The organism is Microcoleus sp. BROC3 (assembly GCF_036702515.1).
Lineage (GTDB): Bacteria > Cyanobacteriota > Cyanobacteriia > Cyanobacteriales > Microcoleaceae > Microcoleus.
Window position 1 is genome coordinate 60,986 of the sequence record NZ_JAUBTQ010000034.1, and the last position, 26,761, is coordinate 87,746.

General features: G+C 44.8%; 26 protein-coding genes and 1 pseudogene. 13 read left to right on the forward strand and 14 right to left on the reverse strand.

The genetic code is table 11. The annotated features are described in order from the left end of the window. Positions 1 to 324: 324 nt before the first annotated feature. Both QUB30_RS21285 and QUB30_RS21295 read right to left on the reverse strand, forming a co-directional pair. Positions 325 to 1,179, reverse strand: a complete 855-nt coding sequence (locus tag QUB30_RS21285) for a hypothetical protein (RefSeq protein WP_333337185.1) — start codon at positions 1,177 to 1,179, stop codon at positions 325 to 327. Between the two features lie 1,190 nt (positions 1,180 to 2,369). Beyond that, positions 2,370 to 2,768: a DUF4342 domain-containing protein gene (locus QUB30_RS21295; protein WP_333239020.1), complete on the reverse strand. Its 399-nt coding sequence runs from the start codon at positions 2,766 to 2,768 to the stop codon at positions 2,370 to 2,372. A 1,565-nt stretch (positions 2,769 to 4,333) separates the two neighbouring features. Between QUB30_RS21295 and QUB30_RS21300 the strand changes: the two genes are divergently transcribed. After that, positions 4,334 to 5,815: an ATP-binding protein gene (locus tag QUB30_RS21300; RefSeq protein WP_333337187.1), complete on the forward strand. Its 1,482-nt coding sequence runs from the start codon at positions 4,334 to 4,336 to the stop codon at positions 5,813 to 5,815. Positions 5,816 to 6,005: 190 nt separating this feature from the next. Here the strand turns inward: QUB30_RS21300 and QUB30_RS21305 are convergent, their stop codons facing one another. The 5 genes from QUB30_RS21305 to QUB30_RS21325 form a co-directional block, all read right to left on the reverse strand. Next, on the reverse strand, positions 6,006 to 6,392 hold the full coding sequence (locus QUB30_RS21305; RefSeq protein ID WP_333337189.1) for a hypothetical protein: 387 nt from the start codon (positions 6,390 to 6,392) through the stop codon (positions 6,006 to 6,008). A gap of 154 nt (positions 6,393 to 6,546) precedes the next feature. Continuing rightward, complete coding sequence (secF, locus tag QUB30_RS21310) at positions 6,547 to 7,515, reverse strand: protein translocase subunit SecF (protein WP_333337191.1); 969 nt, start codon at positions 7,513 to 7,515, stop codon at positions 6,547 to 6,549. Positions 7,516 to 7,672: 157 nt separating this feature from the next. Beyond that, positions 7,673 to 9,070, reverse strand: a complete 1,398-nt coding sequence (gene secD / locus QUB30_RS21315) for a protein translocase subunit SecD (protein ID WP_333337193.1) — start codon at positions 9,068 to 9,070, stop codon at positions 7,673 to 7,675. Between the two features lie 151 nt (positions 9,071 to 9,221). Beyond that, positions 9,222 to 10,205, reverse strand: coding sequence for an alpha-ketoacid dehydrogenase subunit beta (locus QUB30_RS21320; protein ID WP_333337195.1), 984 nt, complete (start codon positions 10,203 to 10,205; stop codon positions 9,222 to 9,224). A gap of 398 nt (positions 10,206 to 10,603) precedes the next feature. Beyond that, positions 10,604 to 11,785, reverse strand: coding sequence for a tyrosine-type recombinase/integrase (locus QUB30_RS21325; RefSeq protein WP_333337197.1), 1,182 nt, complete (start codon positions 11,783 to 11,785; stop codon positions 10,604 to 10,606). Positions 11,786 to 12,455: 670 nt separating this feature from the next. On the opposite strand from QUB30_RS21325, the gene QUB30_RS21330 reads away from it, so the two are divergent. Further along, entirely contained in the window at positions 12,456 to 13,031 is a 576-nt protein-coding gene (locus QUB30_RS21330; protein WP_333337198.1) for a Uma2 family endonuclease, read from the forward strand. Positions 13,032 to 13,055: 24 nt separating this feature from the next. Here the strand turns inward: QUB30_RS21330 and QUB30_RS21335 are convergent, their stop codons facing one another. Both QUB30_RS21335 and QUB30_RS21340 read right to left on the reverse strand, forming a co-directional pair. Beyond that, entirely contained in the window at positions 13,056 to 13,301 is a 246-nt protein-coding gene (locus QUB30_RS21335; protein ID WP_333337200.1) for a type II toxin-antitoxin system HicB family antitoxin, read from the reverse strand. An 81-nt stretch (positions 13,302 to 13,382) separates the two neighbouring features. Next, positions 13,383 to 14,750, reverse strand: a complete 1,368-nt coding sequence (locus QUB30_RS21340; RefSeq protein WP_333337202.1) for an NACHT domain-containing protein — start codon at positions 14,748 to 14,750, stop codon at positions 13,383 to 13,385. Positions 14,751 to 14,995: 245 nt separating this feature from the next. Between QUB30_RS21340 and QUB30_RS21345 the strand changes: the two genes are divergently transcribed. Continuing rightward, on the forward strand, positions 14,996 to 15,835 hold the full coding sequence (locus QUB30_RS21345; RefSeq protein ID WP_333337204.1) for an SH3 domain-containing protein: 840 nt from the start codon (positions 14,996 to 14,998) through the stop codon (positions 15,833 to 15,835). Between the two features lie 70 nt (positions 15,836 to 15,905). Here QUB30_RS21345 and QUB30_RS21350 read toward each other — a convergent pair whose 3' ends face one another. Further along, positions 15,906 to 16,631 (reverse strand): M15 family metallopeptidase, encoded by a 726-nt coding sequence (locus QUB30_RS21350; RefSeq protein ID WP_333337206.1) that lies wholly within the window; start codon positions 16,629 to 16,631, stop codon positions 15,906 to 15,908. Positions 16,632 to 16,725: 94 nt separating this feature from the next. Here QUB30_RS21350 and QUB30_RS21355 point away from each other — a divergent pair, with 94 nt between their 5' ends. Beyond that, positions 16,726 to 16,893: a hypothetical protein gene (locus QUB30_RS21355; RefSeq protein ID WP_333337208.1), complete on the forward strand. Its 168-nt coding sequence runs from the start codon at positions 16,726 to 16,728 to the stop codon at positions 16,891 to 16,893. Between the two features lie 145 nt (positions 16,894 to 17,038). Here QUB30_RS21355 and QUB30_RS21360 read toward each other — a convergent pair whose 3' ends face one another. Continuing rightward, on the reverse strand, positions 17,039 to 17,689 hold the full coding sequence (locus QUB30_RS21360; protein WP_333337210.1) for a pyroglutamyl-peptidase I: 651 nt from the start codon (positions 17,687 to 17,689) through the stop codon (positions 17,039 to 17,041). A 183-nt stretch (positions 17,690 to 17,872) separates the two neighbouring features. Continuing rightward, complete coding sequence (purB, locus tag QUB30_RS21365) at positions 17,873 to 19,168, reverse strand: adenylosuccinate lyase (RefSeq protein ID WP_333211033.1); 1,296 nt, start codon at positions 19,166 to 19,168, stop codon at positions 17,873 to 17,875. A gap of 301 nt (positions 19,169 to 19,469) precedes the next feature. Between purB and QUB30_RS21370 the strand changes: the two genes are divergently transcribed. The 6 genes from QUB30_RS21370 to QUB30_RS21395 all read left to right on the forward strand — a co-directional run bounded on the left by QUB30_RS21370 (position 19,470) and on the right by QUB30_RS21395 (position 22,294). Next, complete coding sequence (locus QUB30_RS21370; RefSeq protein ID WP_333337212.1) at positions 19,470 to 19,661, forward strand: hypothetical protein; 192 nt, start codon at positions 19,470 to 19,472, stop codon at positions 19,659 to 19,661. Positions 19,662 to 19,738: 77 nt separating this feature from the next. Continuing rightward, a complete protein-coding gene (locus QUB30_RS21375; RefSeq protein ID WP_333337214.1) occupies positions 19,739 to 20,113 on the forward strand; it encodes a hypothetical protein in 375 nt (124 codons plus the stop codon). Between the two features lie 119 nt (positions 20,114 to 20,232). Continuing rightward, positions 20,233 to 20,493 carry a type II toxin-antitoxin system HicB family antitoxin gene (locus QUB30_RS21380; protein ID WP_333337216.1) on the forward strand — a complete coding sequence of 87 codons (261 nt, stop codon included), beginning with the start codon at positions 20,233 to 20,235 and terminating at the stop codon, positions 20,491 to 20,493. A gap of 59 nt (positions 20,494 to 20,552) precedes the next feature. Then, on the forward strand, positions 20,553 to 21,299 hold the full coding sequence (locus QUB30_RS21385) for a hypothetical protein (protein WP_333337218.1): 747 nt from the start codon (positions 20,553 to 20,555) through the stop codon (positions 21,297 to 21,299). 291 nt (positions 21,300 to 21,590) lie between these two features. Beyond that, a complete protein-coding gene (locus QUB30_RS21390) occupies positions 21,591 to 22,037 on the forward strand; it encodes an excisionase family DNA-binding protein (RefSeq protein WP_333337221.1) in 447 nt (148 codons plus the stop codon). Between the two features lie 35 nt (positions 22,038 to 22,072). Beyond that, a complete protein-coding gene (locus QUB30_RS21395) occupies positions 22,073 to 22,294 on the forward strand; it encodes a type II toxin-antitoxin system HicB family antitoxin (protein ID WP_333337223.1) in 222 nt (73 codons plus the stop codon). 22 nt (positions 22,295 to 22,316) lie between these two features. On the opposite strand, the gene QUB30_RS21400 is transcribed toward QUB30_RS21395, so the two are convergent. After that, complete coding sequence (locus QUB30_RS21400; protein ID WP_333337225.1) at positions 22,317 to 23,846, reverse strand: YifB family Mg chelatase-like AAA ATPase; 1,530 nt, start codon at positions 23,844 to 23,846, stop codon at positions 22,317 to 22,319. 122 nt (positions 23,847 to 23,968) lie between these two features. Then, positions 23,969 to 24,103: a hypothetical protein gene (locus QUB30_RS21405; protein WP_333337227.1), complete on the reverse strand. Its 135-nt coding sequence runs from the start codon at positions 24,101 to 24,103 to the stop codon at positions 23,969 to 23,971. On the opposite strand from QUB30_RS21405, the gene QUB30_RS21410 reads away from it, so the two are divergent. The 3 genes and pseudogenes from QUB30_RS21410 to QUB30_RS21420 all read left to right on the forward strand — a co-directional run. Next, on the forward strand, positions 24,102 to 24,449 hold the full coding sequence (locus tag QUB30_RS21410; RefSeq protein WP_190657440.1) for a histidine triad nucleotide-binding protein: 348 nt from the start codon (positions 24,102 to 24,104) through the stop codon (positions 24,447 to 24,449). The two genes, QUB30_RS21405 and QUB30_RS21410, sit on opposite strands and share 2 nt — an antisense overlap. A gap of 549 nt (positions 24,450 to 24,998) precedes the next feature. After that, on the forward strand, positions 24,999 to 26,087 hold the full coding sequence (gene psbA, locus QUB30_RS21415) for a photosystem II q(b) protein (RefSeq protein ID WP_333337229.1): 1,089 nt from the start codon (positions 24,999 to 25,001) through the stop codon (positions 26,085 to 26,087). Positions 26,088 to 26,269: 182 nt separating this feature from the next. Then, a pseudogene (locus tag QUB30_RS21420) lies at positions 26,270 to 26,761 on the forward strand (apolipoprotein N-acyltransferase); the annotation flags it as partial.

Consider the following 26,761-nt stretch of genomic DNA (forward strand, 5'->3'; position numbering starts at 1 on the left):
TCAGCAACGATGTTCTGTTAGTGGGACTTAGACATTCTCAGGCCGCTAAAGGGTCTGAAAACCTCTCACTCGCAAGAGAAAGAGGTCGATGACCTAAAAATTCCTGAAACCTTTGTCAATACTAAATTTATGTCCATTAGAGCTACAAGTCTATCTGTATCTAGGTTTGAAGCCATTTTCGCCTCACTTTTTCTCTAGGTCCCGCTAATTTTGGTATGTATTGAAAAAATATCCATTTAAACCATAAAAAAAAGTCCTCTTTAAAGGACTTTAGCTATGACTCTGGGGTTTGAACCCCGGGCGGAATAATTCCACATCCAACTTCTAGGGCTGTGAACCAGGGGCACTCTCTGCACCAGAGTTGCTATTAGGTACAGCCGTATCCGTAGGATTAGAATCGCTCCGGCTTTCGGTATTAGTTTCGGTATTAGTTTCGCCGCTCGTACCTGCTCCAGAAGCACCATCATCTTGAGTTGGAGATGGAGTAGCTGAACTCTCAGGTGCTGGAGTTGGCGGAGTGGAAGCTGGCTCATTCTGCGGAGTCGGAACCGCAGTATTGGTATTATTTGACGGCGAAGATGGAGACGGCGCTGCTTGCTGAGCGGGTGAATCTTGCTGCTGTGAATTTGGAACCGTAATATTGATATTGGGAGCCGGATTTGCTTGAGGAGCCGGAGTTGCGTTTTGAGCTGGACTTGGTTGAGGAGCAGGCGTAGCCTTTTGAACTGGAGATGGTTGAACCGGAACCGGAACAATCTTTTCAACGATCGTTTTTTCTCTCTCTACAGTCCGAGTCGGAGCAGGTGTTGCTGAAGGCTGATTCGCTTTGGGTACAACAATTACAGGAGCAGCAGTAGGAGTAGGAGCCTCCTCGCCCCGATTGAAGTAATATACACTGCCAAGAACTAAGCCTGCCAAAGAAGCAAGAAGAATACCTAACAGTAACCCGCGACCAGCATTCTCATTATCGCGGACTTCTTGGACTCCAAGTTGACGGTGGTTTTCCGCCATTTCACCCTGTACGTAACCTTGGTGATGAGCTGCTTCTTGAGAAGCCTTCGCCGTTGTACTCGGAACACTTGTAGTGGTTCGCGTTGTCCTTACCTGACCGTTACTTGCATCTGTGTGAACCTCTTGATGAATTTCACGGCTAGAGCTATTTTCTTCGTTAGGTTTCATAATTATCTTCGTCACCACTATTCAAAAAAATTTTGTCTGTAGGAGATGCTCTGGTTGGAAAACTTGAGCTAAGCTGTTGAGCATTTAAATCACTTATTTCAACTCACTGTCACGATTCAGACAAGATTTAGGTGTAAACGTTGGGCGTTTTGCTCATACCCACTTTAAATGCTTAACAGCTTTCTGCTTAGGGAGTTTAGAGAACTTTTGGTTTTTCCTTGATCTGTATCGAATCTAACTCGCCAACGCCTTAACCAGGCTCTACCCTCAGAGCGATCTCCAGAGTCCCCTAAAGGAATAGAAATAACGCGACTTAAACAAAGAATACGGGCTAAATTAGTTATTTATAATGCTTGCTCTGCAACCAGATAACGTTAAAAGATGAGCAATGACAAAGAAAACCCCCGCCGCAATGCCCCCTGCTTCGATCGATTGTGTCAAAGATTTGACGATATCTTTCGTCATCAAGCCCAAAACCGGGAGTTTAGGAACTATTTAGGCGGATTATTGGGAGAAATTGAGCAAAAAAATATCTTGCAGATGGTGGCACATATAGCAATCCTTGCAGGAGTCGTAAAATTTTTACCCCACCCCAACCCTCCCCGAACCCGCGGTCCGGGAGTAAGAAATTCACAAATGATGCGAGGATTGCTATAGCATCGGAGTAATTTATCTCAAATTATACCATTTTTGAAAGGCAGCGCCTTGGTCATTCAGTCAAATGAATCAACGCCGTCTGGAGGTAATGAATCAGTGTCACCACACCAGGATTAGTCGAGGATTTAGCTCGATCGTAGATGATTGATATCGCCCTTAAAAGTAGCAACTTTACTGCCGGAGTGGGAAGGCAATAGATGACGTGAAATCTGGAAAACTCAGAATGAATTAGTAACAGTTACCAGCCATCTATTTATAAAGCCAGTTTGGGCTTGAAATTTGTTTAAGTCCGGTTATCTAACCATTATTACGTTAGTAGTAAGCTGTCGCGCATTTAAATTGTAGATTCAGGGCGGGCGGGACGCCCACCCCACAAGACTTTAATTTTTTTTGACATACCATTTAAATGCAGAACAGCTTAATCAAGGCAAGTTTTTTCGGCTCCAGAAAGAGATGAAGAGCGTACTCACTAACAACAAGCTTGATTAGGGGAAATTAACCGGACATCAACTATTACTAACAACTGAGTTTTTTTACTCTGTTCTTTCAATGATGATGGTCAGGTGAGCGACTAATGCACCTATCGCTCCTACTGCTGCAATGACTGGAAACAAAGCCGCACCGATTACTCCGCCGACTACTCCCACTGTCAGAGGAACTTCTACTAAGATCCGTCCCTCTTCATTTTTGATAATGATGCGGCGGATATGGCCTTCGTGCATCAGTTCTTTAACTTTGGCAACCAAATCATCGCCGTTAATCTTCAACTCCTCGACGCTAACTTTTTGCTGAGTATAAGCAGGGGTTTCTAAAGGAGTCGTTTCAAAATTAACCTCACTAACTTTTTGGGCAGAAACTTTTTCCGATACAGGTATTGATTCTAGTTCTCTTGCCCCGACAGGTTCTTGTTCGCGATCTGTAGGTGTGTCCATTTTTTGTTCTCCTTTTAGGTAAAAGTATTTTTGTATAGAATTATTTAGAAACATAACACGCAACTTTTTTCGATCAATCATTCTTTTGGGTGATATTGCTGCTGCTGTCGTGCTTTTCTCTGTTCATCTTTGACAATCAAGCAATTTCGTCCGGGGCCCCCGGATTCATGCCGGGAGGGAGAAAAAAGCTCGGAATCTTCATCGCAAGCCCCCGGATTTATCAGTAGGGTCGCTTTCTAAAATCTAAAATCTACAATCTAAAATCTAAAATTGATTGGCGGGGAGAGCCTAAAATCCTGCCTGCGCGGGCGTTAGCTGCCGACTCGCCTTGTGCAGCTTGGTTAACTGTCAGCCTTTGAGCGTCGCGCCGCCGCAGTCTTCAAAAACCTCCGATCCTGACAGTCAAAGGATTAGAGGGATATTCACACTCTCAGAGACTCAGACTCAACAGGTGTACAGGTTGAAATACTGACATTGTACTGAAAGTGCGATCGTCAGCCCGTGTATAGAGTTAGCACATTTAGTTCGGCAAACCGCACATGGAAACCGTCGTTTACTTTCCTCAAATGTCATTTCAATTTAGCTCAGTGCGATCGCCAAACCAAACCCGACCCCCTGAGCTTCCTCAAATCAACATCTTAGAGTTTCTAATGAGAATTGCCTAAAATAAAGGGGGAGGAGAAGTAACAACGATCGAAATATCGCAACCACACCAACTTCCTCAAATTGAAGTTGAGCTTGGGGAAAAGTCGGGTAAAATAAAATTATTTCCTTCTGCTTCCTCTTTATTCTCCGTGTCCGATTTGCCAGCGACAGAATTTGAAGATCGAGTTGGCGGCCCGACGGTAATTTTTTGCAAACTTTTAAAGCACATCAAGCGGATGTGTGAATGTGAGTTCTAGTTGCGATCGCACAACTTTAGGATCTGACGGAAAAAATTCGTCTGTGAAGCTTTGGAGTCTCGATGCGGCTAAAGTATAAGCTGCCGAACTTGACAAAATGCTCGCAATCGGCTGTCCCTAGTGCGAAGACTACCTACAATACAATCCCTGGGTTGAGTGCGATCGGCATTTGTGCGAAACAACTGACAATTGAGATTTCTTGGCAATTCCCCGACACTGATTTGGTCTGAATTCTCAAATAGGCGATCGGCTGCCGACTTGTCGCTATTCTTGTCTTATTGTAATATAATTTTACGCAACGGGTAATACCCAATTTACTGCCACAAGTCGCAGGTGTCTGTCAATCAGAAGCAAATTAATGTCCTCAAACATTAACAATAGTTATGACTGTTATATTCGGATTAGTAGAAGCTTGGATATATAAAATTTACTACATAGTCACGTTTCAAAGGGGTATCTGCTGTTAAATCAATCTAAGCTGCAATATCGTTTCGGGGGATACCAGCACGATTTAAGGCAAAGAAAATCCTGCTGAATTAACTCGATTCGAGCGAGCAGAGAGAAGTTGATGACCGAGCTATAAAAAGAGTTCAAAAGGCAGTCTAAATAGTAGGCAAGACTCCAGCAGCCAACCGCTACTGCCAATTACCAAAGGAGGGAGCAGTGTATGAAAATGACGGGTTGAGTCCCCTGAAATCGCCGCTTGGTTTGCGATCGACTCTACAGGAATTAACCCTGTACGACTTTCTCCTAGAGTCCGATCGTCCGGGGGATGAAGTTGCTAAAATTTTTCAAGCAAACCCTTTAGTTCCCGGTATTATCATCACTCAGCAAGGAAAGTTTACAGGGATGATTTCGCGGCGGCGTTATTTTGAACACATGAGCCGCCCCTACAGTTTGGAGTTATTTTCTCAACAGCCTTTGTTCATACTTTACCGCTTTACTAAAACTGATATGTTGGTTCTCGATCGCGAAACCTCGATTATGACGGCCGTGCGGCAGTCTTTGGAGCGATCGCCCGAACTAATCCACGAACCCATTGTCGTACAAGTAGAACCCGAAACTTACAAACTTTTAGACGTACATCAACTGCTGCTTTCTCAGTTGCAAATTCACGAGTTATCAACAGTGGCGATGCGCGAGTCGCAAGCGCAATTAAGACATCAAGCCCAACAGCTCGAACTTGCTTTGCTAGAACTTCAGCGCACTCAAACTCAACTAATTCAAACCGAGAAAATGTCTTCTTTGGGGCAGTTAGTAGCAGGAGTAGCTCACGAAATTAACAATCCGATCGGCTTTATATACAGTAATTTGCACCACGCTAAAGAGTATACGCAAGGTTTAATGCGGATGCTCGACCTCTACCGACAGCACTGTCCCGAATCCATCGCAGCAATTGAAGCAGAAGCAGAAAAAATAGAACTCGATTATTTAGTTGAAGACTTGCCGAAAGTGTTAAATTCGATGCAGCAAGGTGCAGAAAGAGTGCGCGACATCGTTTTGTCGCTGCGGAATTTTTGCAGGTTAGACGAAGCTGAAATGAAGCAGGTCAACATTCACGACGGTATCAACAACACGATTATGCTGTTGCAAAGCCAGCTTAAAGGGAAATCGGGGCAAGAGGCGATCGCAATTCACAAAGAATACAGCGACTTGCCGCTGGTGCATTGCTATCCCGGACAGCTCAATCAGGTATTTATGAATATTTTAGTTAATGCAATTTACGCTCTTGTGGAGTCGAACAAAGACGAAAAAGTCGATAAACAAAGCCAGAACAAGTCCCCAGGCGATCCAAAGCAGTCTTGTACAAATAGTCAATCATCACTTTCTAACTCTACTCGCCTGCTTCCTGCGATTTGGATTCGCACGGAGTTAATTGAGAAAAAAAAGGTAATAATTAAAATTTCTGACAACGGCCCGGGGATGACAGAAGATGTTCGGAAGCGGTTGTTTGACCCTTTTTTTACTACTAAGCCGGTCGGCCAAGGAACGGGTTTGGGACTGTCGATTAGCTATGAAATTGTTGTCAACCAACACGCCGGCGAATTGAAGTGCTTTTCGGAACCGGGAAAAGGAGCAGAATTTGCGATCGAGATTCCACTTCAACAGTCTTCTGCAGCACAGATTTTACCTCGCTTTGCGTGATACAGCAGAAAGAAATTCGGCAACGAGGAATGTACGGGATTTAACGGATTTAAAATAATTAGCATCTACTCAAAGGTGGTGAGAAACCGGGTTTTTTCACCCTCATATTTGCTTGCAGCGCGCAGATTCGGTAAAAAACCCGGTTTCTGAGGTTGGAGTGCGTCTAGGAGTGAAGAATAAAGCCCGTCGGCTACCGCGAACCTTTGCAAACCCACTTCCACAAAGGATGACTCGGCCCCTGTTGGCGAATGCGGCGCACTTGTTGTTCCAAACCCTGTTTTTCCCGCTGGGGCAATCCTCGCACTCTATTGCGACTTTGCCAAGTTAGCACAGCTAAAGTCATTCCCAAGCACAAACCCAAACCGAGAGTCGGCAAGCGGTGAAAATATAAACCGTAGCGCACCGCCGCCCAAGTGAAGTGTTCTAACCACAAAGCGATTTCGCGGCGCAAACCCCAAATGCTCAAAGAACCGACGCTAATCCAGAGCAATATCACAGTTAACCAGCGGCCGTAAACTGTTAGTTTGTGAAGCCTTTGGACTTCTATTTGAAAATTTGCGTCGCTTTCATTAGTCATTAGTTATCAGTCATTAGTCATTAGTATTTAGGGTACCCAGCGCGCAACTTACCGCTATCAGTGGCGCGTCAAATCATTTTTTTTGCCTTAGCCTTGAGTTAACCGTTAACAGCAGTCAGCAGCTTGATAACTAATGACTGATGAACAATGACAATTAAACTTCCTCTGACTGGTTGATTCCTTCTGCGGGGACGGGGATAGAGTTGCCGGTGCGACTGCGCCACCAAGCTAGCAGCGTACTGGCAATGAAAATACTCGAATACGCACCAGCAATAAAACCGACAATCAAAGCTAAAGCAAAGTATTTGAGGGTTTCGCCGCCAAACAAAAAGATTGAAAACAATGTCAGCAGCGTTGTCATCGTCGTGTTAATTGACCTTCCCAGGGTCTGCATGACCGCATCATCGACAATTTGATCGATCGACTGTCCCGGATTTAGCTTGATTACTTCTCGCACGCGATCGTAAATTACCACTGTATCGTTAACAGAAAAACCGATAATTGTCAAGAGAGCGACCACAAATAAACTGTCAACTTCCACTCCTTGAACTAAACCCAAAAACGAGAAAACACCAAGAGTAACCAACACGTCGTGGAAGAGAGCAACGAAAGCAAAAAAGGCGTAATCCAACTGAAACCGGAATGTTAAATAAACTGTGATGCCAGCAAAGGACAGAAATAAAGCCAACAATCCCGAAGTAAATAATTGTTTACCGAGGGTAGGGCCAACCGTATCAATTTGAGTAGATTGAGGAGCAAAAACGCCTATCTTTTCGCTCAAAGCTGTTTGTAAATTAGTCCGCTGTTCGACATCCAAAGTTTTCGTTCGCAGTGATAAACCTCGCTGTTCTTTGCCGATAACTTGAATGCTGCTGCCACCTAAACCTTGGGCGTCCAGCACTTCGCGGACAGCAGCAAGATCGATGGGTTTACAATTTTCCGGTTTCGTGCAGTCGAGTTCAAATTGCAGCCTAGTGCCGCCGATAAAGTCCAAGCTGGGCCGCAGCGGTGCGCGGATGTCGGGACGAGTCCAAGAAATTGCCATCGACACTATACCTGCGAGGATGATAGCGGCGGAAATACTCCACCAGAGCGATCGCTGTTTGATAACACTGAATTTCATAATTTGAAGGAATAGGGAAGTTCGGCAACGAAGCAGTGTACAAGATGTAACGGATGGAAGGAAGAAGGAAGAAGTCAGTCGTTATTAGTTATTGGTTATTAGTATCAGCTAACTAACACATAACTAATAACTAATAACTAATAACTAATAACAACAGTTAACTATTAGCAGTTTTAGACAAATCGGGACAGAACCACTGAGGTTTTCGCAGGGCCGGAAAGCCCAACACTACCAAAAGTAGAGTCCGGCTGCAAGTAATAGCAGTAAACATACTCACTACTACGCCCAATGCCAGAGTTACAGCAAACCCTTTAACTAAACCAGCGCCCAACCAGAACAAAGCAGCACAAGCAATAACTGTTGTGACGTTGCCGTCTAAAATGCTGGAAAAAGCCCGGTAAAAACCCGATTCGACCGATCGATAAAGCGATTTCCCCGCCCGCAACTCTTCGCGCGTGCGCTCAAAAATCAGCACGTTAGCATCCACGGCCATCCCGATGCTGAGCACAAAACCAGCAATTCCCGGCAGCGTTAATGTCACTCCCAAAAGCACGAAAGCTGCCCAAGTTAACAGAGCATAAATTAACAGCGCAATATTGGCAATTACGCCGGGGAGCCGATAGTAGGCCACCATGAAAATCAAGACTAGAATTAAGCCGCCGATACCTGCGTTAATACTGCTTTGAATGCTGTCTTTACCCAAGCTAGCGCCGATCGTGCGGTTTTCTACAATTTCGACAGGCACCGGCAAAGCGCCGCCCCGCAATTGCACTGCTAAATCGTTGGCTTCTTGCGTTGTAAAGTTGCCTTGAATTACGGCACTCCCACCAGTAATTCCTGTCTGGGCAAATTCAACGCCGACGACTGGAGAACTGATCATTCTTTCGTCTAGGAAAATACCGATACTGCGTCCGGTTCCTGCTAAATTTTTAGTGAGTTGGGCAAAGAGTTCGCCTCCTTTGGTATCGAAAACAAGAGCAACGTTCCAGTTGTTCCCAGCCGCCAAGGGTTGAGGTTGAGCGTCTTTGAGGTTTTCGCCACCTAATCCGCTGCTTTTGAAGAGTTTGGCGATCGCCTCATTGCTTCTTTTCAAAGCAGCCTGATTTTCTTTAATAGCCGCCTCATTGTTGCTAGTTTTCAAGGCTGTTTGTTTGACCAGCAATTCCTGCTGCAACTGCCTCTCAATGGCTAATTGTGTTTCTGTTCCGGGCAGTTGTTCCAGAAATTCTAGCTTGGCGGTGCCGCCCAAAACTCGTTCTGCTTGTTGCGGGTCATTTACTCCGGGCAACTGCACGAGAATTTGGTCTTCTCCTACTGTTTGGACTAATGCTTCGGAAACTCCCAAACCGTTGACGCGGTTTTCGACAATCCGCCGCACTGCTTCTAACATTCCCTGGTCAATTTTGGGAATTGTGGGGGTAGTTTTTACTTGAATTGTGAGTTGCGACCCTCCTTGCAAGTCTAATCCCAGCCGCGTCGGAATTGTTACTATTACAGTAATGGCGGCGATGATTAAAACCAAAATTAGGGCTAATATTGAACGTTGTTTTTGCATATTTAATTATTAGTCATTGGTCAGTTGGCAGTTGTCAGTTGGCAGTTGGCGGTTGGCAGATTTTAGTCAACAGTCATCGGTCATCAGTCATCCGTCAACAGTCATCAGTCAACAGTCAACAGTCAACCAATGACTACTGACTAATCACTATTTATACTCGCAAAGCTACCATTTTTTGGACTGCTTCGACAATTTGAGTGGGCTGGACAATTGTCAGTCTTTCCAAATTCCCGTTGTAAGGTGTGGGAATATCTTGTGAAGACAGGCGCAAAACCGGTGCGTCGAGTTCGTCAAAAAATCGATCGCTGATTGAGGCAATTAGTTCGGCACCGATGCCTCCTGTTTTCATGCACTCCTCTACAATAATTACTTTGTGAGTTTTGCGAATGGATGCGCCGATGGTCTCCATGTCCAGGGGTTTGAGAGAAATTAGGTCGATTACTTCTGGATCGTAACCTTCTTTTACCAGGGCGGGCACGGCTTGCATGACGTGGTGTCGCATCCTCGAATATGTCACGATTGTGACATCTTTGCCCGATCGCACAATTTCTGCTTTGTCCAGCGGCACTAAATATTCTGTTTCTGGCAAATTTTCTTTGAGGTTGTAAAGAAGAACGTGCTCGAAAAACAGAACGGGGTTATCGTCGCGGATGGCAGATTTTAAGAGTCCTTTGGCGTTGTAGGGAGTCGAACAGGCGACTATTTTCAAACCCGGTACTGCTTGGAAATATGCTTCTAAGCGCTGGGAGTGTTCCGCGCCGAGTTGCCGGCCCACGCCGCCTGGCCCGCGAATTACCATTGGCATTTTGAAGTTGCCGCCGGATGTGTAGCGCAGCATTCCGGCGTTGTTGGAAATTTGGTTGAAGGCCAGCAGCAAAAAGCCCATGTTCATGCCTTCGATGATCGGCCGCAGTCCCGTCATTGCTGCGCCTACTGCCATGCCTGTAAAGCTATTTTCGGCGATCGGGGTGTCGAGCACTCTAAGTTCGCCGTATTTGTTGTATAGGTCTTTGGTGACTTTATAGGAACCGCCGTATTGACCTACGTCTTCGCCGAGTACGAATACGGCGGAGTCGCGGGCCATTTCTTCGTCTAACGCCTCACGGAGGGCGTTGAACAATAAGGTTTCTTTCATGCTACTGTTTTCCAATACTTTCAGGCTCTAATTGACTAATTTCTATCAGGACTCTAGCAAAACAGCCATTTTAGGGGGTTTTTGAACCTTGTTGTGATCTGTTTGCTTGTCCTAGTGTCCCTTACCTGACACTCGCTTACAAGCGAACTCTTCTATCAATCTTCTAGCTTACCCCCTACCTTGTTAGTCCTACCTTGCTTTTTTAGGAATAGCCGCCTATCTTGGGCTGCTAAGCCAGAAAATACACACAAAGACTAAGTGACTCACCTACTTCCTTCACACTATGCAGACGATGTGAATGAAAGTTACTTACTCCCGTGCCGGAGCGATCGCCAATAAAAAACCGCCCAATAAAAAACCGCCCCCTTAAAAAGGGGCGGTCACTAGGTAAAGTGTGGCTAGATGTCGGGTAAATTTGCTTCTGTGTTAATACCTAAATAATGACGTTGTATCATGTCAGCGCTATTGCCACAACAGGCTCCTAACAATACTAGGTCGATACCGCTGTGATGAGCCATGAGAGTAATAAATGTATGGCGGGTATGGTAAGGAGATAAGTAACAACTTATTGCACCAGTTTTTACTAACTCAGTAACAATGCCATCAGTAAAGCACTCTAAGCCATTGACATCAGTCCAACTGTTCGACCTGTTCCAAATTTTGCCAAGCGCGCTGGAATCATAAGATTTTCCGTTTAATTTGGAAAACAATAAATCAGTAGGTTTGGCGTTAGGTGGTTTGATACGCAATAAAAACTCGTTAAGTTTTGGGTAAATCTTAAAAAGCCTATCAACGCCATCTTTAGTCTGAAAAGTATCTTTTAGGCGTGTACTGTATGACTTATAAAAAAAGATGTAACCACGATCCAATTTTATGTCTTGCCATCGCATTGCGAAAGCCTCACCACTACGACATCCAGTTAAAAACAGAAACTCAATCAAGGGGGCTGCTTGACGGGTAGCGGGTTTGTCAGACTCGTAAAAAGCCTTGATAATGATGTCACGCTCTTCCTTAGTAAAAGCACGTCGGTCTTTTTCCCCTGGATCAACATCAGTATCAGACTTAATCTGCCACCATTTAAGGGTATCGCCTTCAGTATTCGTTACTGACTTGTATTTGTCGGTTTTGGTTTCAAGAGCGCTACCGATAATTATAAACGGATTAACCGCAAGTCTCGTTTTGTTTTGAGACTGTAAACGGGTAAATGCTTCCTTAAGAGCGCCAATTAGTAATGACTTATTTTTTGCCCCTAGTGGCAGATTAGTAACGCTTGTTTCGGAGACTAAGTTTAAAACAATCTCCCAGATACCAGTTTGAGTTTTAGTAAATGTCCCTGTTTTTTTATCCCAAACTAAACCATTAAGAGCATTAGTAAAGGTTTTTCGCCATATTTCAAACGTAGTCGGCTGTACCTGTGGCTGCTTCCACTCCAAGTAATCCTCCCACATTGCCCCAACAGTCATCTCAGGTTCAGGTTCAGGTATTGGCGCTGCCAGCTTGAGCTCAGCAGCATACTTGGTTTTCAAACCGTACTTAGCAAAACTTGGGTCAAACAATTGTTGCCAGTCTGGATGCTGCAAGTCACCTTCAATCCTCCAAGCGATAGCGATCGCCTTTTGCCAGTTTTCGGGAGTGTCCTTCAGACTTAAACCCTGATGCTTCCGCTTGCCCCCAAAAATAGGGTTGTACTTGGTACTGAACTGTAATCGGAGAGTACCGTTATCGGACTGAACTTTGACCGTCTCGGGGATGGCTTGTGTTTTGGCGTACATATTGATTTTTCAAGGTTCTGTAAGGGTTTTAGCTTCTATCAAGTTTCTAGCAAACTTCGGTAAATCGAGCTATGTGCATAGTGTTAATGAAGCTGTAAAAACAATATAGCCCGGTTAGTCCAAAAACCATAAGGTTTCTGCCATAGGAGGTGAAGCAATGATTGCAGGAGGGTCATTCGATTTTAGATTTTAGATTTTAGATTTGGGATTGACCCCACGGATAAATTCGGGGGCTTGAGGATTTTAGATTTTAGATTTGGGATTGATTCCACGGATAAATCACGTGGCGGGTACCACCTTTGAAAGTCTTAGTCAGATTAGAATCTTAACCTTTCGAGGGTGTCGATCTAGGAGTCGATCGCAAATTTGACAGTTAAAACCTGAGACTTTGCCAATCTTTATCATAACATTTGTATTATGTCAACGAATATTTAAGTTAAAATAATACTAACTTGCCTGCCCACAGCAGAGGAATATTATGCTCCAGACAAAAACTCAACTCACTCTGGAAGAGTTTCTCGCTCTTGGCGAAGGAGAAGGCGATATTACCTACGAACTTATTGACGAGCAAGCAGTACCAAAAATATCACCTAAAAAATTTCATTCTCGCCTCACCAGAAGCCTAATAAAACTCCTCGAACAGTGGGGTGACGAACGGGGAGAAATTGGTGTAGAATGGGCGGTAAAATTAACCCGCCACGGGCGAGACTGGGTGGCAGTACCCGATCTTTTATATGTTTCTTACCAACGCTTATCTCCTGACTGGAATCAAGATGAAGCCTGTCCTGTAGTCCCAGAATTAGTCATAGAAATTATTTCACCAGAACAAACTTTCGGTCAGTTAGCTGCTAAAGCGAGAGATTATTTAGATGCTAAGGTATTGCGGGTTTGGGTAGTAGATAGCAAGGCGAGAAGTCTTACAGTTTTTTACCCCGATGCAGCACCGCAAACTTATATGGGAGATACCCTATTAAAAGAGCCACTTTTTGATGGATTAGAATTTACGGCGGAACAGCTATTTCAAATGGCAAAAATACCACCAACATTTTTTTAGGATGGGTGTGTGGTAGTTGACAAGCTATCCCCTATTTAAATCAATATTGTCAATGACGGGCAAGCGATGTCGCAATTTCAACCCTAGCAAAATCCAGTCTTCCAAAGTTGATTGCAACTCATTTTGACACTCTTTTAAAGTTGAACCAAAGGCGATGACTCCCTTGCAAACGGGAATTTTACCTACAAAGCTATGATCTTCAAGTTTGTCATACATGGCTTCAGCCATTGCTTGGTCAACGTATTCGCTCAGAATGAATTTTACAGTCATTGAGTTTCCTTTTGCTTGTCGAATATTGGAATCTCCTTCACAATTACATCCATTATATTTAATTTTGTCAAGCTCCGGTCTTTATATTTCCGAAAAATGTTTTTGCAGTAAATCGTGAATAAATCGATAACGCCGATCGCCAGTTTTTTGCAGCAGCAGGCGATCGGTCGCAGCATCGAGAAAACGCTTGTAATCCCAAGGAATGTAGCCGTTAGACCACAGCACAAGGCGCAAGATAAAACTTTCAATCCCGGGAATTCCCGGCAACAAAGCACTAATTACCGCAGCAACAGCACCCGCAATTAATCCCCAAATTGACCCGGAAACGAGGGTGGCAATTAATCCCAAAATCACCCAAATCAGCCCGCCAACCAGCTTAACTCCCAACTGATACTTGCGCCGTTCATCGGCTGTTTGCAGCCAGCTAGACGGTATGCGATCGAGGTAAAATTCTTGAATTCCTTGCTGTTCCATTCTTCTAGCCAACCATCCCAGCCAGTGGCGAATTTGTTCGGGCCGCAGTTCCTTTCCTCTGGGATACTGCTTGACTTCCCCGGTGATTTGGTGGCGGATATAGGCAGTTAACAGATATTTGCGCTGTTCTTCTGCGGAAGTTATGCGCTTCCAAGCTTCAATTAAAATATCGTCGTAAGCCAGAGCCATCATGCTCAAAAGCAAGGGAACTTTTGCCAATTTCAACAACTCCGGCTCGTGTTCAATGCTGTACCAAAGTTCGCGGCTTCTAGCTTCTAGCAGATAATTTTGAATTTTAGTTTCTGTTAAAGGTTTCAATAAAACTGCGGCTTGCAGGCGAAATCTAGTTTCGCAATTTTTGTAAACTTCAAAACTGCTGCAAGCTACTAAATGTTTGGGTTTAAATTCGCTTTCAACAAACTGATTGATTGCTTGAATACAGATATTTTGGCGGTGGGTTTCCACTTCGTCCAAGCCGTCGAGGAGAGGCAGCAATTTTTGTTCGACCAGCCATTTTTTGCCGACAGCAGGAGAGATGCCGTATTTGAACTGAAGTTGAGCAATTAACCAATCGGCGATCGCCCCGGATTCTGCTTTCCACGATCCGAGTTCAAACAGCACAGGTACTGGCAAACTAGCATCTTTTTGGGCGCGGGAAACTAACACCCGAGCTAATTCTAGCAGCGTCGTAGTTTTGCCTGCACCCGTCGCTCCCAAAATTACCAATTTACCGCCGGCGCGATCGAATACTTTAGCAATGCTTGCTTTGGGAGGAAGCCGAAAACTCGGACGGTTGCCGGCTTTCACTTCCACATCCCAACAGCGGTTAACACCAACAGGCGGCGAGTCTTGACTGAGGTTAGCCTGCACAGCCGCGTGCAAAGACTGCGATCGTCCTGCTTGGACTTCCTGCTTCACCTCCTCCAACAATCGATCGCGGGGCGGTTGTAATCTCAGAGGAATCAATTTTGACATTTTATGTACCTCGCGCTGAACGCTTACCTTCGCAAATTGGCGCGCAAATAACCCAGAGCAAGATTACCATCAGTATAGGCGTCCAGTATATATTGACTCAAATTATTGCGACAATTATGGATCTGAAATTTTATCTAAAAATCCTGACCCAGCGGCCCGCACTAGGTATTTCCACTATAAATTAACTGGCGATCGCCCCAACTCCCAAACAAAAATTATTAGTATAGATACAGAGAGGGTTTTTTATGTCATTTACTAAGGCTCAAATCATCACAGTAAGCTTAGCAGGACTGGCAACAGCGGTGGGAGTGGCTGCTGCAACTATACAGTCGGGTACGATGAAACAATCCAATCCTCCCCTCGCTGAATCCCCGGCATCCACCAGAAACCCAATTGCAGCGCCGACGAACAATCCCGAATCTCGGCAACCAGAACCTTTGCAAGCACAAACCCAGGCTGCTGCATCTCCGAAATCCCAACCCCAACCTGCAAAAACCCCGGCTGTTCCATCCTCGCTAGTTGCAGGAGTCTCTGGGGCAAAAGTTGAGCCAGTAGTTGTCACACCGCCAAATTCGGGTTGCAAAATCACCCAAGCTGTAGTCAGCGATCCGAATCCACCGCTAAATGTGCGATCGATCCCGCAAGTAAGGGGCAGCAACATAGTAGGAAAACTTAAAAATAATACCTTTGTTTCAGTTGCCGAAGAACAAAACGGTTGGCTGCGAATTACCGATCCGCCCGGTTGGATTGCCAAAAACCGCACCGAAAGCAGTTGTTCTAACGTCAACCAGCAGATTAATTTTCTGCCGGGAGGAGATGAGGCGATCGTCAAAGGTCGAATTATCGGCGGCGGCAGTCATTCTTACCGGATTCGCGCTAGAAAAGGTCAAACAATGACTGTTAGGAACCGGAAAGAAGTTTTCCCGCAAATTATAACTCCCGGTGGCAAACTTTTAGCCGGAGAGCCTTATCAAGGCAATGAAACAGAGTGGACTGGAAAAGTGCCAGTAACAGGCAATTACACATTACAATTAGACTCAAATTTCCGGGGATACGAATACGAATTTTCGGTAAAATTGCGATAATTTCCCTGACATCTGTAGGGACACGGCAGTGCCGTGTCCCTACCCGGATATACGACTTTTAATAGTATAATTAAGGAATCGCCCCAAGCGAGATATCAAGAATCGCAAATTTCTGCCAATCTTCCGAATCAAAGTGCCACCATTCGGTTGTGATACCGATAAATCCGTGTTTTTTCATCGCATCCTTAAGCACTTGACGATTTTTCCGAGATTGCGCGCTGCCGCCTTGATAATCTGCGTGAGCTTTTTCGGTAAAATCATCGTAAGCTGTTGGCATTTCTAATTCTTTGCCGGTGCGATCGACTAAAGTCAAATCAATAGCAGCACCGCGATTGTGCCGCGAACCCCTAGCAGGATTAGCAACATAGCGCGGATCTGGCCAAGCTTGCCACATTTGCTTAGTCACAGAGAAAGGTCTGTAGCAATCGTAAACTTTCAAGCCCAATCCGATTTTTTCCAAATCTGTTTGAACCAGCCCTAACTGTTGAGCAACAGAACTTCTCAAAGCGCATTTCGATATAGGGTAAAGTTTTCGTTTCAAGAAATTGTTAGTAGTGGCGTATCGGATATCGAGGCGAATGTTGGGATTTACGGTGCGGATGTCAACCAGTCGTGCCGAAGGGGGAAGTTGACTCATGAAAATACTTTCAGGTAATACTGGGTTTGGTTCTGGTTGGGTAATTTGCACTTGTGGCGGCTCCTGGGCGCGGACAAATGTTATATGGTGCAGACCGATCGCACATAGCAACACTAGCATAAATGCGATCGGGTATTTTCCAAAACGATTAAATTTCATAGCTGTTCTGATTGTGAGTGTTAAAAAGTAGATTGAGGTCGTTGTTCTATGCTATAACCAATATTATGATGTCACCTTGACAGCAAGGGGAGCTATGAAAACTGCAATTTCACTTCCAGATTTAGTTTTTGAAGAAGCCGAGGCTTTGGCTGGTCTGTTAGGGCAATCGCGCAGTGAGCTTTATACAAAAGCATTGCAGGCGTATCTGCGGCGACACAACCGATCTCGAATTTTGAGCAAACTTGCATCAAGTCTATTCTGAAGAGTCCTCTGAACTAGATCCTGTCTTGGCAAAGATGCAATTTATGTCCTTACCGCATGAGGATTGGTAATACCAAGTCCGGGTTCGGCTATTGAAATTGCTACTAGACAAAAAAACTTTCGGCGGTCGGCGTGCATGGGCTTTATTAACCCACGTATAGACTTGGATCGACAGACTGAATTTGCCTACTAATAATTAGGGACAGAGCTTTACGGGTCATTTCTATTGGCATAAATGGTGACTCTGACCAGTATTTAATGACTTGCTCCGGCAATGCTGGAATGTGAATAAAACCAACCTTCATATCAGAATTATGAATCTCCTTCCAATGAAGAAAGTGATAAAAAACTTGATTGCATAGATGAGTTCCACAATCATTTGAAATCCTAGTTGGAATGTTGTGGCTTTCTAACAGGGAAACCAAATCTTCGGGATCTGCTAGACAATCCCAATAGGCAATAGGAGCATTGGGGACAATCGGCTTTCCCTTGGGTGCGTTTCCTGCTGCATCCAAAGTCACAAAATATCTTAAATTCTTTGCCATTCGCTCAATAGCTATTTTGTTGTAACCCCGCGCCTGACCGATCCCAATACAAATATCCGGTGAAAATGCTTTGAGAGTTTCATCAACTACGTGTCCGAGGGTGTTGGTATTACCAGGCAGAATCTTGAAGTCAATGCAATCAACGTACTGACGGATCTCCTGAGTAGGATTGTCGCGTAACGACACCACAACCAACTCTGAGGCATTCAAACCATCATCATTTGGCTCAAAGCCAGTTATTAAAACTCTCATCCCAAAGCACCATATCACCGATCGCTTTATTTTAGTCTTATTGAGTTGGGTAGGTTGGGTTGAGTGTAAGCGAACCCTACGCAACGCTAGAGCCCAACACCTTATTTTAGTTAGAAGAGTTGGGTTTCGTTCCTCAACCCAACCTACACTATCCAGATCCCAAGTCGGAAATTCAAAAGATTTTTAAATTCCCAACCGCTGATACACTAAATCTAAGTGCCTCAATTGATACTGCGGATCGAAACAATCATCAATTTCTTTGGTTGTCATCTTAGCTGTTACCCGATCGTCCTTAGCAATTAAATTGTAGAAATTGCCGCCGGGTTTGTTCCAAGCTTCGTGAGCACAAGATTGCACAATTTTGTAGGCGTCTTCGCGACTGGTGCCTTTTTCTACTAAGGCTAACATCACTCGCTGGCTGAAGATGACTCCGCCGTAAAGGTTCATGTTTCGCTTCATATTTTCGGGATAGACTAGCAGGTGTTTTACTAAGTCTGTGGTTTCTACTAACATGAAGTGAGTTACTGTAGAACTGTCGGGCAAAATCATCCGTTCTACGGAACTGTGAGAGATGTCTCGTTCGTGCCAAAGTGCAACGTTTTCTAAGGCTGCGACGGCGTTGGCGCGGACAATTCTTGCCATCCCTGTGAGTCTTTCCGATCGAATCGGGTTGCGTTTGTGGGGCATGGCGGATGAGCCTTTTTGCCCTTTGGAAAAGAACTCTTCGACTTCGAGAACGTCGGTGCGTTGCAGGTTGCGAATTTCTACTGCAAAACGCTCGATCGATGCTGCTAAAAGTGCTAAGGTTTGGACGTATTCGGCGTGTCGATCGCGCGAAATGACTTGAGTCGATGCGGTATCGGGTTCGAGTCCGAGGTTTTGACAGGCGATCGCTTCTATTCGCGGATCGATATTAGCATAGGTTCCGACTGCGCCGGAGATTTTGCCGACTGCAATGGACGATCGCAAATTCACCAATCGGGCGCGGCTGCGAAAGACTTCTGCCAGCCATCCTGCTAGTTTAAAGCCAAAGGTGATGGGTTCGGCGTGAATTCCGTGCGATCGGCCAACCATGACGGTATTGCGATGCTGTTGAGCCTGATAGCGAATAGCTTGACTCAATTCTTCGACACGTTCTAACAAGATATTGACGCTGGCGACTAATTGCAGCGCCAAAGCGGTATCGAGCACATCGGAACTGGTTAAGCCGAGGTGAATGTAGCGGCCGGCATCGCCTACATATTCGTTGACATTTGTCAAGAAAGCGATCATGTCGTGGCGGACTTCCGCTTCAATTTCGAGGACTCGTTTGGGGTCAAAATTAGCCTTAGCTTTGATTTCTTCGACTGCGGCGGCGGGGATGTAGCCGAGTTCGGCTTGAGCTTCGCAGACAGCGATTTCTACTTGCAGCCAGCTTTTGAGTTTGGCGGTTTCAGTCCAGATGTTGCCCATTTCGGGCAAGGTGTAGCGCTCTATCACGGTGGGAGTTTTGGGGAATGCGATCGTCCTATTGTACCTCTGCGAGGCCTCCGTCTTGAGTCGGGATGGGGAATTTGAATGGTTATTTACCTGTGGCTGTGCTTGGTAAAGCCGATGACTCATTTTTTTCTCTACAAGCATATTTAACACCAAATTGGTGAAAAAAAAACACCTTAAAATACAAAGCCAGGTATATAATAGATGTGTAGCTTGACAACAAACAATGAACACACAACGATTCAAAAATACAGGATCTTGCTTTCCTAATGCACAAGCCCCTCGTCCCCCAAATGTTAAGCGGATGTCCGTCACTTTATCTGCGGATGCTGCTGAACTATTGGAATGGCTTGCTACAACCCAAGGGATAACTCAAATTGAGGCGCTTCGGAAAGCTATTGCAACTGAAGCTTACCTTCACAAAGAGATCAAACAAGGGTCTAAAGTTTTACTTCTAAATTCTGACAAAGAAGTGCGGGAAGTAATATTTAGATAATGCAAGCTGTGGGGGGGCTAAACAAGTCATTAATCATTCATTAATCCTTGAAAAAACAAACCCCCATAAACACAAGCATGAACACAAAACAGTACGACCCGCACAACTATAGCTATATCCAGCCTAATGATAACGATACTCTTGAGGAAATCGTTTTGATCGGTCAACTGGATACTAGCGACTACGTTGGTAGCGTCCCCCCTAGCGAGGAAGTCTGCCAAAATCTAGAGGCTTGGGTTGGTAAAAATCGAGAGCGGACGCGCTCAAAAATAGCTAATCGTTTGCTCACAATGTTTGCTACGTCGCTGGTTACGACTTTTGTTGTAGTAGGGGTAAGCTCGTTAATGCCAAATTCTGATAAAGGGTTACTCAAGGATTTAATTCCCCTGATCATTACTCCCCAAGTAGGTTTGCTGGGAGTTACCATAGGGTTTTACTTCGATAAGGATTAATCTGACAATCGAACCTGGCTCAAAAGTGCGATCGCGTCATTCCCTTTGATGCGATCGCCTGTCCACTTTAACGAAACAATTGAGGTGCTTAGGCAAATCGAAGCAGAGGAGACAGAACCATGAAATATACAATTGTTATCCAATGGTCAGAAGAAGATCGATGCTTTGTCGTGTTTTTGCCTGAATTTGAGGATGTAATGCAGCCGGTAACTCACGGAGATTCTTATGAAGAAGCTATCTACAATGCGCGAGAGGTACTGGAGTTACTAATCGAAAGTTGCCAAGCTGAAGGTAAACCATTGCCAGCAATTAAGAAGCTAGAACGATTATTTCAGATTCCTTCGCACGACGTGGGCATATTTGTACAAAGCCGTATATAATATACTGTTTAGAGATACTGAATGTGAACGATCGTACAAAGATTTTATTGAGGTTAACTATGAACGTCGATAGTCAATATTCTGGATCACTAGAAAAGACGCATTTGGATTTTTTGCATTGTGTTTATAAAGCTGCTTCCGAACTCAATAGAACTACTAAAAATATCTCTCTTCGTTATATTGCTAATTCTCTACTTTTATCAAGAGGTGAAATTTTAGTTATTTCAAAATACTTATCCACGGAGGATTTCATAAAAAAAGATAATCCATTGGATGAGATTGATTGTCATGTTTGGATTACACCTAAAGGAATAGCTGAAGTGGAGAAGATCGCGAGTACAAATAAACCCAAAAATCAGGTTGATCGAGCTTTAAATGTGTCACCCAATCACCCTTTTATTGATGAAGGCAGACTACAGGAACTTAAAGAAATTTCATCAAAAAAATCAAAATTTGATCTTTCAAAACTTATAAAATTATGTGAGGAACTAAATAGTAACTATTCTAATGGGAATTATTATGCGACTGCCATGCTTACTCGTGCAATCATGGATCATGTACCTCCTATATTTGGAGTAGGCATAGACAACTTCCAGAAAGTAGCAAATAATTATTCTGGCACCCAGTCTTTTAAAAATGCAATGAAAGGACTATATAGTATCCAAAAAAACATAAGTGATGGTTATCTGCATGAGCACATTAGAAATACCGAATCTCTCCCCAACGCAACTCAAGTCAACAGCTCACAAGCTATAGATAAACTGCTTGAAGAAATAGTAAGAATACTCAAAAAGTCTGAATCATAAGCCAATACAAAGCTCATTTTCCCTAACCGCAAGGATGTACGCTGCGACCTTGCTTCATACAAATTTGGATATTTCGTTTGTTTCGGATATTGCGTTTACGGCGCGAAAAGTGTTATCGTGAAAACAACTGAGTATGCGCCGGAGACTTACACGCGGGTAGCCAGAAACCGGGTTTTTTCGCGAATCTGCTGGTAGCAACGAAATATTTTCGGGAAAAACCCGGTTTCTTTGCTCGAAGTGAGTCCAAAACTACATAAATCAGACAAAAACACATTAAAAGAGAGACTTGCTATGTTGAAGCAAAAAGCATCGCCAGAGTCTGTTTTGCCTCCAGAAAAAGAACAAGAATCCATAGCACAATTAGCACAGATACTTAGCCGAGAATCTGCACAGCCCAAATTAGTCACAAGTAATGGAGAAGAGATTCTAATTCCCGAATCAGTCTGCAATATCCTGCGTCAAGCTGTACAAGCAATGGCATCAGATCGGGCTGTTTCGATAGTTCGTTACAATCGCGAACTGACGACGCAGCAAGCTGCTAATATCCTGAATGTATCGCGACCATTTCTTGTCAAGTTGCTAGATGAAGGAGCAATTCCTTATATCAAAGTAGGTTCGCATCGGCGGATTCGATTTAAAGATTTAATCATTTATAAAGAACATCGCGACAGAAAGCGCCGTAAACTATTAGACCAGCTAATCGAGATGACTGAGGAAGCTGGTTTATACGAGGAATAGGATTAATTCACTCTTACAATAGAGGATGATGAACCATGAAAGACTATCACATCAATATTTTTTACAGCAACCAAGATGAAGGCTACATTGCCGATATTCCTGATTTAAAATACTGTTCCGCTTTTGGCGAAACCCCAGAATCAGCTTTGCAGGAACTACAAATTGCTAAAACAGCATGGCTGGAAGCTGCAACAACTGCGGGAAAACCCATTCCCGAACCAAAATACCCACCTGCAATATATCAACTTACGACTTGAAAAACGATCGCACAAATCCCCTTTACTGCATCCGATCGATCGTCCGATACTGCACCGCCTCCCCCACATGATTCGTTTTCAAGCTCTCATCCCCCGACAAATCAGCAATAGTTCTAGCAACCTTCAAAATGCGATCGCTAGCCCTCGCCGAAAGCCCCAACTTCCGAATCGCCATCTCCAATAAATTCCGAGAAGCCTCATCCAACTGACACCATTTGTTAATGTGGCTGCTTTGCATCTCCGCATTACAGCGCAAACTAGATTCCGACTGAAAACGGCGAGTTGCGAGCTCTCGCGCCCGCTGCACCCTCACCCGCACCGGTTCCGACTCCTCCCCCGTCGGCTGTCGCGTAATTTCCTCGGGTTTCAAACGATTAACCGCCACTTGCAAATCAATCCGATCCATCAAAGGCCCCGAAAGTTTTGCCCAATATTGCTCCCTCTTTTGCGGCGAACAAGTACACGGTTGAATCGAATCGCCGTAATAACCGCAAGCGCAAGGATTCGTACTAGCAACTAAAGTGAATTGCGCCGGAAACATCACCGATTGTCTAGTTCGAGAAATCGTCACATAACCATCTTCCAGCGGTTGTCGCAAAAACTCCAAAACATCTCTTTTAAACTCAGTTAATTCATCCAGAAAAAGTATGCCGCGATGTGCTAAAGAAATTTCACCCGGACGCGGAAAACTGCCACCACCTACCAAAGAAGGCCCCGATGCCGAATGGTGAGGACTGCGAAAAGGCCGATCGCCCACCAAGCTTCCCTTATCCTTCAACAACCCAGCCACCGAATGAATTTGAGTCACATCCAAAGCTTCGTCAAAAGTCAGCGGCGGCAAAATACCAGGCAAACGCCTCGCCAACATAGTCTTACCGCTCCCTGGCGGCCCCACAAAAATTAAATTGTGTCCCCCCGCGGCCGCAATTTCTAAAGCCCGCCGCGCGTGAATTTGCCCCTTTACATCCTTTAAATCTAGACCCGAAAACCGCGTTTTTGCTAACTCTTCTCGACCGTTTACTTCTACAGGCGAATAAACTTCAGGATTGTTCAAAAAATCAGTAACAGCAAAAATATTCTCAAAACCATAAACAGATATTCCCTGCACCAAAGCCGCTTCCTGCGCGTTAGCAGCCGGTACAACCAACCCCGAAATACCCATTTTTTGAGCAGCAGCCGCGATCGGCAAAACCCCAGCCACAGCCCGCAAACTTCCATCTAAAGAAAGTTCCCCTAAAAACAAATAATCTCCCAAAAGTTCACCGCTGACTTGTTCCGATGCTGCTAAAATGCCAATGGCGATCGGCAAATCAAAACTCGGCCCCTCCTTCCGCAAATCCGCCGGAGTCAAATTAATCACAATACTCCGCATCGGAAAAGCATATCCCGAATTTTTCAGCGTAGCCCTAACCCTTTCCTTAGCTTCTTGCACCGCAGAATCTGGCAATCCCACAACCACAATTTTCGGTAGCCCCCCTGACACATCAGCCTCAACACCAACCTTTACCGCGTCAATTCCAACGATCGATGCACTCCACACCCTAGCAAGCATTTTTCTTAATCCTTAATTTGCCTGTCCTTGATTCATCATCTATTATGATTAACAATGACTAATGAATATCGGGAGAGGCAAGAAAAACTTTTCCTTGCCTCTTCTTTTTCTCCTCTTCCCTCTCACCTGTTGGGTCTTCCCTCTTTCCTCTTCCCAACATCCGTTACATCCGTTACATCCGTTACATCCGTTACATCCGTTACATCCGTTACATCCGTTACAGAATCCGTTGCCGAACTTCCTTCGTTAACACCCATGACAACTCAAGAAACGCTTTTCAGCAAAATCATCCGCAAAGAGATTCCGGCAGACATCGTTTATGAGGACGACTTGGCCCTCGCGTTCAGAGATATCAATCCGCAAGCACCCGTCCACATCCTCGTCATTCCCAAACAGCCTATTGCCAAATTAGCCGATGCCGAGTCGGAAGATCATGCTCTCATGGGACACCTGCTGCTGACTGTCAAGCGCGTAGCAGAACAACTCGGACTTAGCAACGGCTATCGCGTCGTCATTAATAGCGGCAGCGACGGCGGCCAAACTGTAGACCACCTGCACCTTCACATTCTCGGCGGACGGCAGATGAAGTGGCCCCCAGGCTAAAGGCTAATTTTTACGCATAACTTGCGGACACATCCTCAGAAACCCGGTTGATTTCTATTGCCCAGCGCTTCAGAAACCGGGTTTCTTTTTTCGTCAATAAACCCGGTGGATTGGCTCTTATTGAGAATGCAGCCCGATCGCACTAGAAACCCGGTTGTCAGTATTCTCCCGATAAAAATTTCCCCTCTCAGAATCCACCGAGGATATGTAAATAAATATTACAAATCATCTCTTCACGACCTAATTAACAGATATTTAAATTAAAAGAGAATCGACCTGAACCAAAATAATTTGCACGAACTGCTGAACCAACCTACAGACAATAGATTCAGTTCTTCTGACCGCTGTATTTAACCCGTTTGGCTTGTAATATTACTTTGTAAAAAAATACAAATATTTACTAATAATCAAGTTTTTGTAAAAGTTTGTAAAATGTTTAAATTGTCAGCAGTAATCCCTTGGCAAACTTTAGTGAATGGTGTTACTAATATAAGCGTGGGGCATCCCCACAACGAACCTTGAAAATTCAATTAAGCAATCATAAACCAAATGACAACAACCGTACAGCGTCGCGAAAGCGGCAACGTTTGGGAGCAGTTTTGCAACTGGGTAACTAGCACGGATAACCGCATTTATGTGGGTTGGTTCGGCGTCTTGATGATTCCCACCTTGCTGAGCGCCACCATTTGCTACATCATCGCCTTCATCGCTGCTCCTCCTGTGGACATCGACGGCATCCGCGAACCAGTTGCTGGTTCCTTGATGTACGGCAACAACATCATTACTGGTGCTGTTGTTCCTTCATCGAATGCGATCGGGCTTCACTTCTACCCCATCTGGGAAGCAGCTTCCCTCGATGAGTGGCTGTACAACGGCGGCCCCTACCAATTGGTAGTATTTCACTTCCTGATTGGCATTTTCTGCTACATGGGTCGTGAATGGGAATTGTCCTACCGTTTAGGTATGCGTCCTTGGATCTGCGTCGCTTACTCTGCACCAGTTGCAGCAGCCACCGCAGTATTCTTGATTTACCCGATCGGACAAGGCAGCTTTTCTGACGGTATGCCCTTGGGTATCAGCGGCACATTCAACTTCATGATCGTGTTCCAAGCCGAGCACAACATCCTGATGCACCCCTTCCATATGTTGGGAGTTGCTGGTGTCTTCGGCGGTGCTCTGTTCTCCGCCATGCACGGTTCCTTGGTAACATCTTCTTTGGTTCGCGAAACAACCGAAACTGAATCTTTGAACTACGGTTACAAATTCGGTCAAGAAGAAGAAACCTACAACATCGTTGCAGCCCACGGCTACTTCGGTCGTTTGATTTTCCAATACGCGAGCTTTAACAACAGCCGTTCTTTGCACTTCTTGTTAGGTGCATGGCCAGTTGTCGGTATCTGGTTTACCTCTTTGGGTATTTCCACGATGGCGTTTAACTTGAACGGTTTCAACTTCAACCAATCGGTTATCGACTCGCAAGGTCGCGTCATCAACACTTGGGCTGATGTGATCAACCGCGCTAACTTGGGTATGGAAGTCATGCACGAGCGCAACGCTCACAACTTCCCCCTCGACTTGGCCGCCGGTGAAGTCACCCCATTCGCAATGGTTGCTCCTTCCATCAACGGCTATATTTAGCTTTTGATTAACAAAAAGCGCTCCTATTTATAGGGGCGCTTTTTGTTTTGGCAAGTAGAATTTGAGAGATTTTTTTCTGTTAAATCCGTTAAATCCGTTAAATCCCATACACTGCGCCTTGCCGAACTTCCCGATCGATCTGATATATTGATTAAGAATTATTATTTTTGGCAATCATCAAAGTGGCGATATTTAACAGGCACAAATTTGAAAAACTCGCGGTTCATAAATCAAAAACATTAGCCTGGGCGATCGCACTTTTTAGCGGCATTTTGATGGGATTGACAACAGCACCAGTAAATGATTGGCTATTGGCTTGGGTAGCCCTAGTTCCCCTCTGGATTTTGGTTGTTAGTTATGAACGACCATCAATAACACAAAAAAAACCAAAATTTATTGTCCTTCCTGATTCATTTTTGCTTGTTCCTTCACTCTGGGGAATTGGCTATCACGGATTAGCTTTATCTTGGATTATGGGAATTCACCCGATGACTTGGTTGGGAGTTCCTTGGTGGCCGAGTTTGGCGATCGCACTTTTTTGCTGGGCATTCATCACCCTGTGGGGAGCCGCCTTAGTCGCCGTTTGGGCGTGGTTATTTGTAAGTCTCAACTCCCTAACTTTACCACGCAAAAATCCTATTCTTATTCTTAACTCCCCCCCTTTACAAGGGGGG

What these genes read in the sequence shown, in the direction of transcription:
- QUB30_RS21285 (WP_333337185.1), bottom strand. Translation starts at nt 1,179, where the DNA reads ATGAAACCTAACGAAGAAAATAGCTCTAGCCGTGAAATTCATCAAGAG.
- QUB30_RS21295 (WP_333239020.1), bottom strand. Translation starts at nt 2,768, where the DNA reads ATGGACACACCTACAGATCGCGAACAAGAACCTGTCGGGGCAAGAGAA.
- QUB30_RS21305 (WP_333337189.1), bottom strand. Translation starts at nt 6,392, where the DNA reads ATGACTAATGAAAGCGACGCAAATTTTCAAATAGAAGTCCAAAGGCTT.
- secF (WP_333337191.1), bottom strand. Translation starts at nt 7,515, where the DNA reads ATGAAATTCAGTGTTATCAAACAGCGATCGCTCTGGTGGAGTATTTCC.
- secD (WP_333337193.1), bottom strand. Translation starts at nt 9,070, where the DNA reads ATGCAAAAACAACGTTCAATATTAGCCCTAATTTTGGTTTTAATCATC.
- QUB30_RS21320 (WP_333337195.1), bottom strand. Translation starts at nt 10,205, where the DNA reads ATGAAAGAAACCTTATTGTTCAACGCCCTCCGTGAGGCGTTAGACGAA.
- QUB30_RS21330 (WP_333337198.1), top strand. Translation starts at nt 12,456, where the DNA reads ATGCTCCAGACAAAAACTCAACTCACTCTGGAAGAGTTTCTCGCTCTT.
- QUB30_RS21335 (WP_333337200.1), bottom strand. Translation starts at nt 13,301, where the DNA reads ATGACTGTAAAATTCATTCTGAGCGAATACGTTGACCAAGCAATGGCT.
- QUB30_RS21340 (WP_333337202.1), bottom strand. Translation starts at nt 14,750, where the DNA reads ATGTCAAAATTGATTCCTCTGAGATTACAACCGCCCCGCGATCGATTG.
- QUB30_RS21345 (WP_333337204.1), top strand. Translation starts at nt 14,996, where the DNA reads ATGTCATTTACTAAGGCTCAAATCATCACAGTAAGCTTAGCAGGACTG.
- QUB30_RS21350 (WP_333337206.1), bottom strand. Translation starts at nt 16,631, where the DNA reads ATGAAATTTAATCGTTTTGGAAAATACCCGATCGCATTTATGCTAGTG.
- QUB30_RS21355 (WP_333337208.1), top strand. Translation starts at nt 16,726, where the DNA reads ATGAAAACTGCAATTTCACTTCCAGATTTAGTTTTTGAAGAAGCCGAG.
- QUB30_RS21360 (WP_333337210.1), bottom strand. Translation starts at nt 17,689, where the DNA reads ATGAGAGTTTTAATAACTGGCTTTGAGCCAAATGATGATGGTTTGAAT.
- QUB30_RS21370 (WP_333337212.1), top strand. Translation starts at nt 19,470, where the DNA reads ATGTCCGTCACTTTATCTGCGGATGCTGCTGAACTATTGGAATGGCTT.
- QUB30_RS21375 (WP_333337214.1), top strand. Translation starts at nt 19,739, where the DNA reads ATGAACACAAAACAGTACGACCCGCACAACTATAGCTATATCCAGCCT.
- QUB30_RS21380 (WP_333337216.1), top strand. Translation starts at nt 20,233, where the DNA reads ATGAAATATACAATTGTTATCCAATGGTCAGAAGAAGATCGATGCTTT.
- QUB30_RS21385 (WP_333337218.1), top strand. Translation starts at nt 20,553, where the DNA reads ATGAACGTCGATAGTCAATATTCTGGATCACTAGAAAAGACGCATTTG.
- QUB30_RS21390 (WP_333337221.1), top strand. Translation starts at nt 21,591, where the DNA reads ATGTTGAAGCAAAAAGCATCGCCAGAGTCTGTTTTGCCTCCAGAAAAA.
- QUB30_RS21395 (WP_333337223.1), top strand. Translation starts at nt 22,073, where the DNA reads ATGAAAGACTATCACATCAATATTTTTTACAGCAACCAAGATGAAGGC.
- QUB30_RS21400 (WP_333337225.1), bottom strand. Translation starts at nt 23,846, where the DNA reads ATGCTTGCTAGGGTGTGGAGTGCATCGATCGTTGGAATTGACGCGGTA.
- QUB30_RS21410 (WP_190657440.1), top strand. Translation starts at nt 24,102, where the DNA reads ATGACAACTCAAGAAACGCTTTTCAGCAAAATCATCCGCAAAGAGATT.
- QUB30_RS21405 (WP_333337227.1), bottom strand. Translation starts at nt 24,103, where the DNA reads ATGGGTGTTAACGAAGGAAGTTCGGCAACGGATTCTGTAACGGATGTA.
- psbA (WP_333337229.1), top strand. Translation starts at nt 24,999, where the DNA reads ATGACAACAACCGTACAGCGTCGCGAAAGCGGCAACGTTTGGGAGCAG.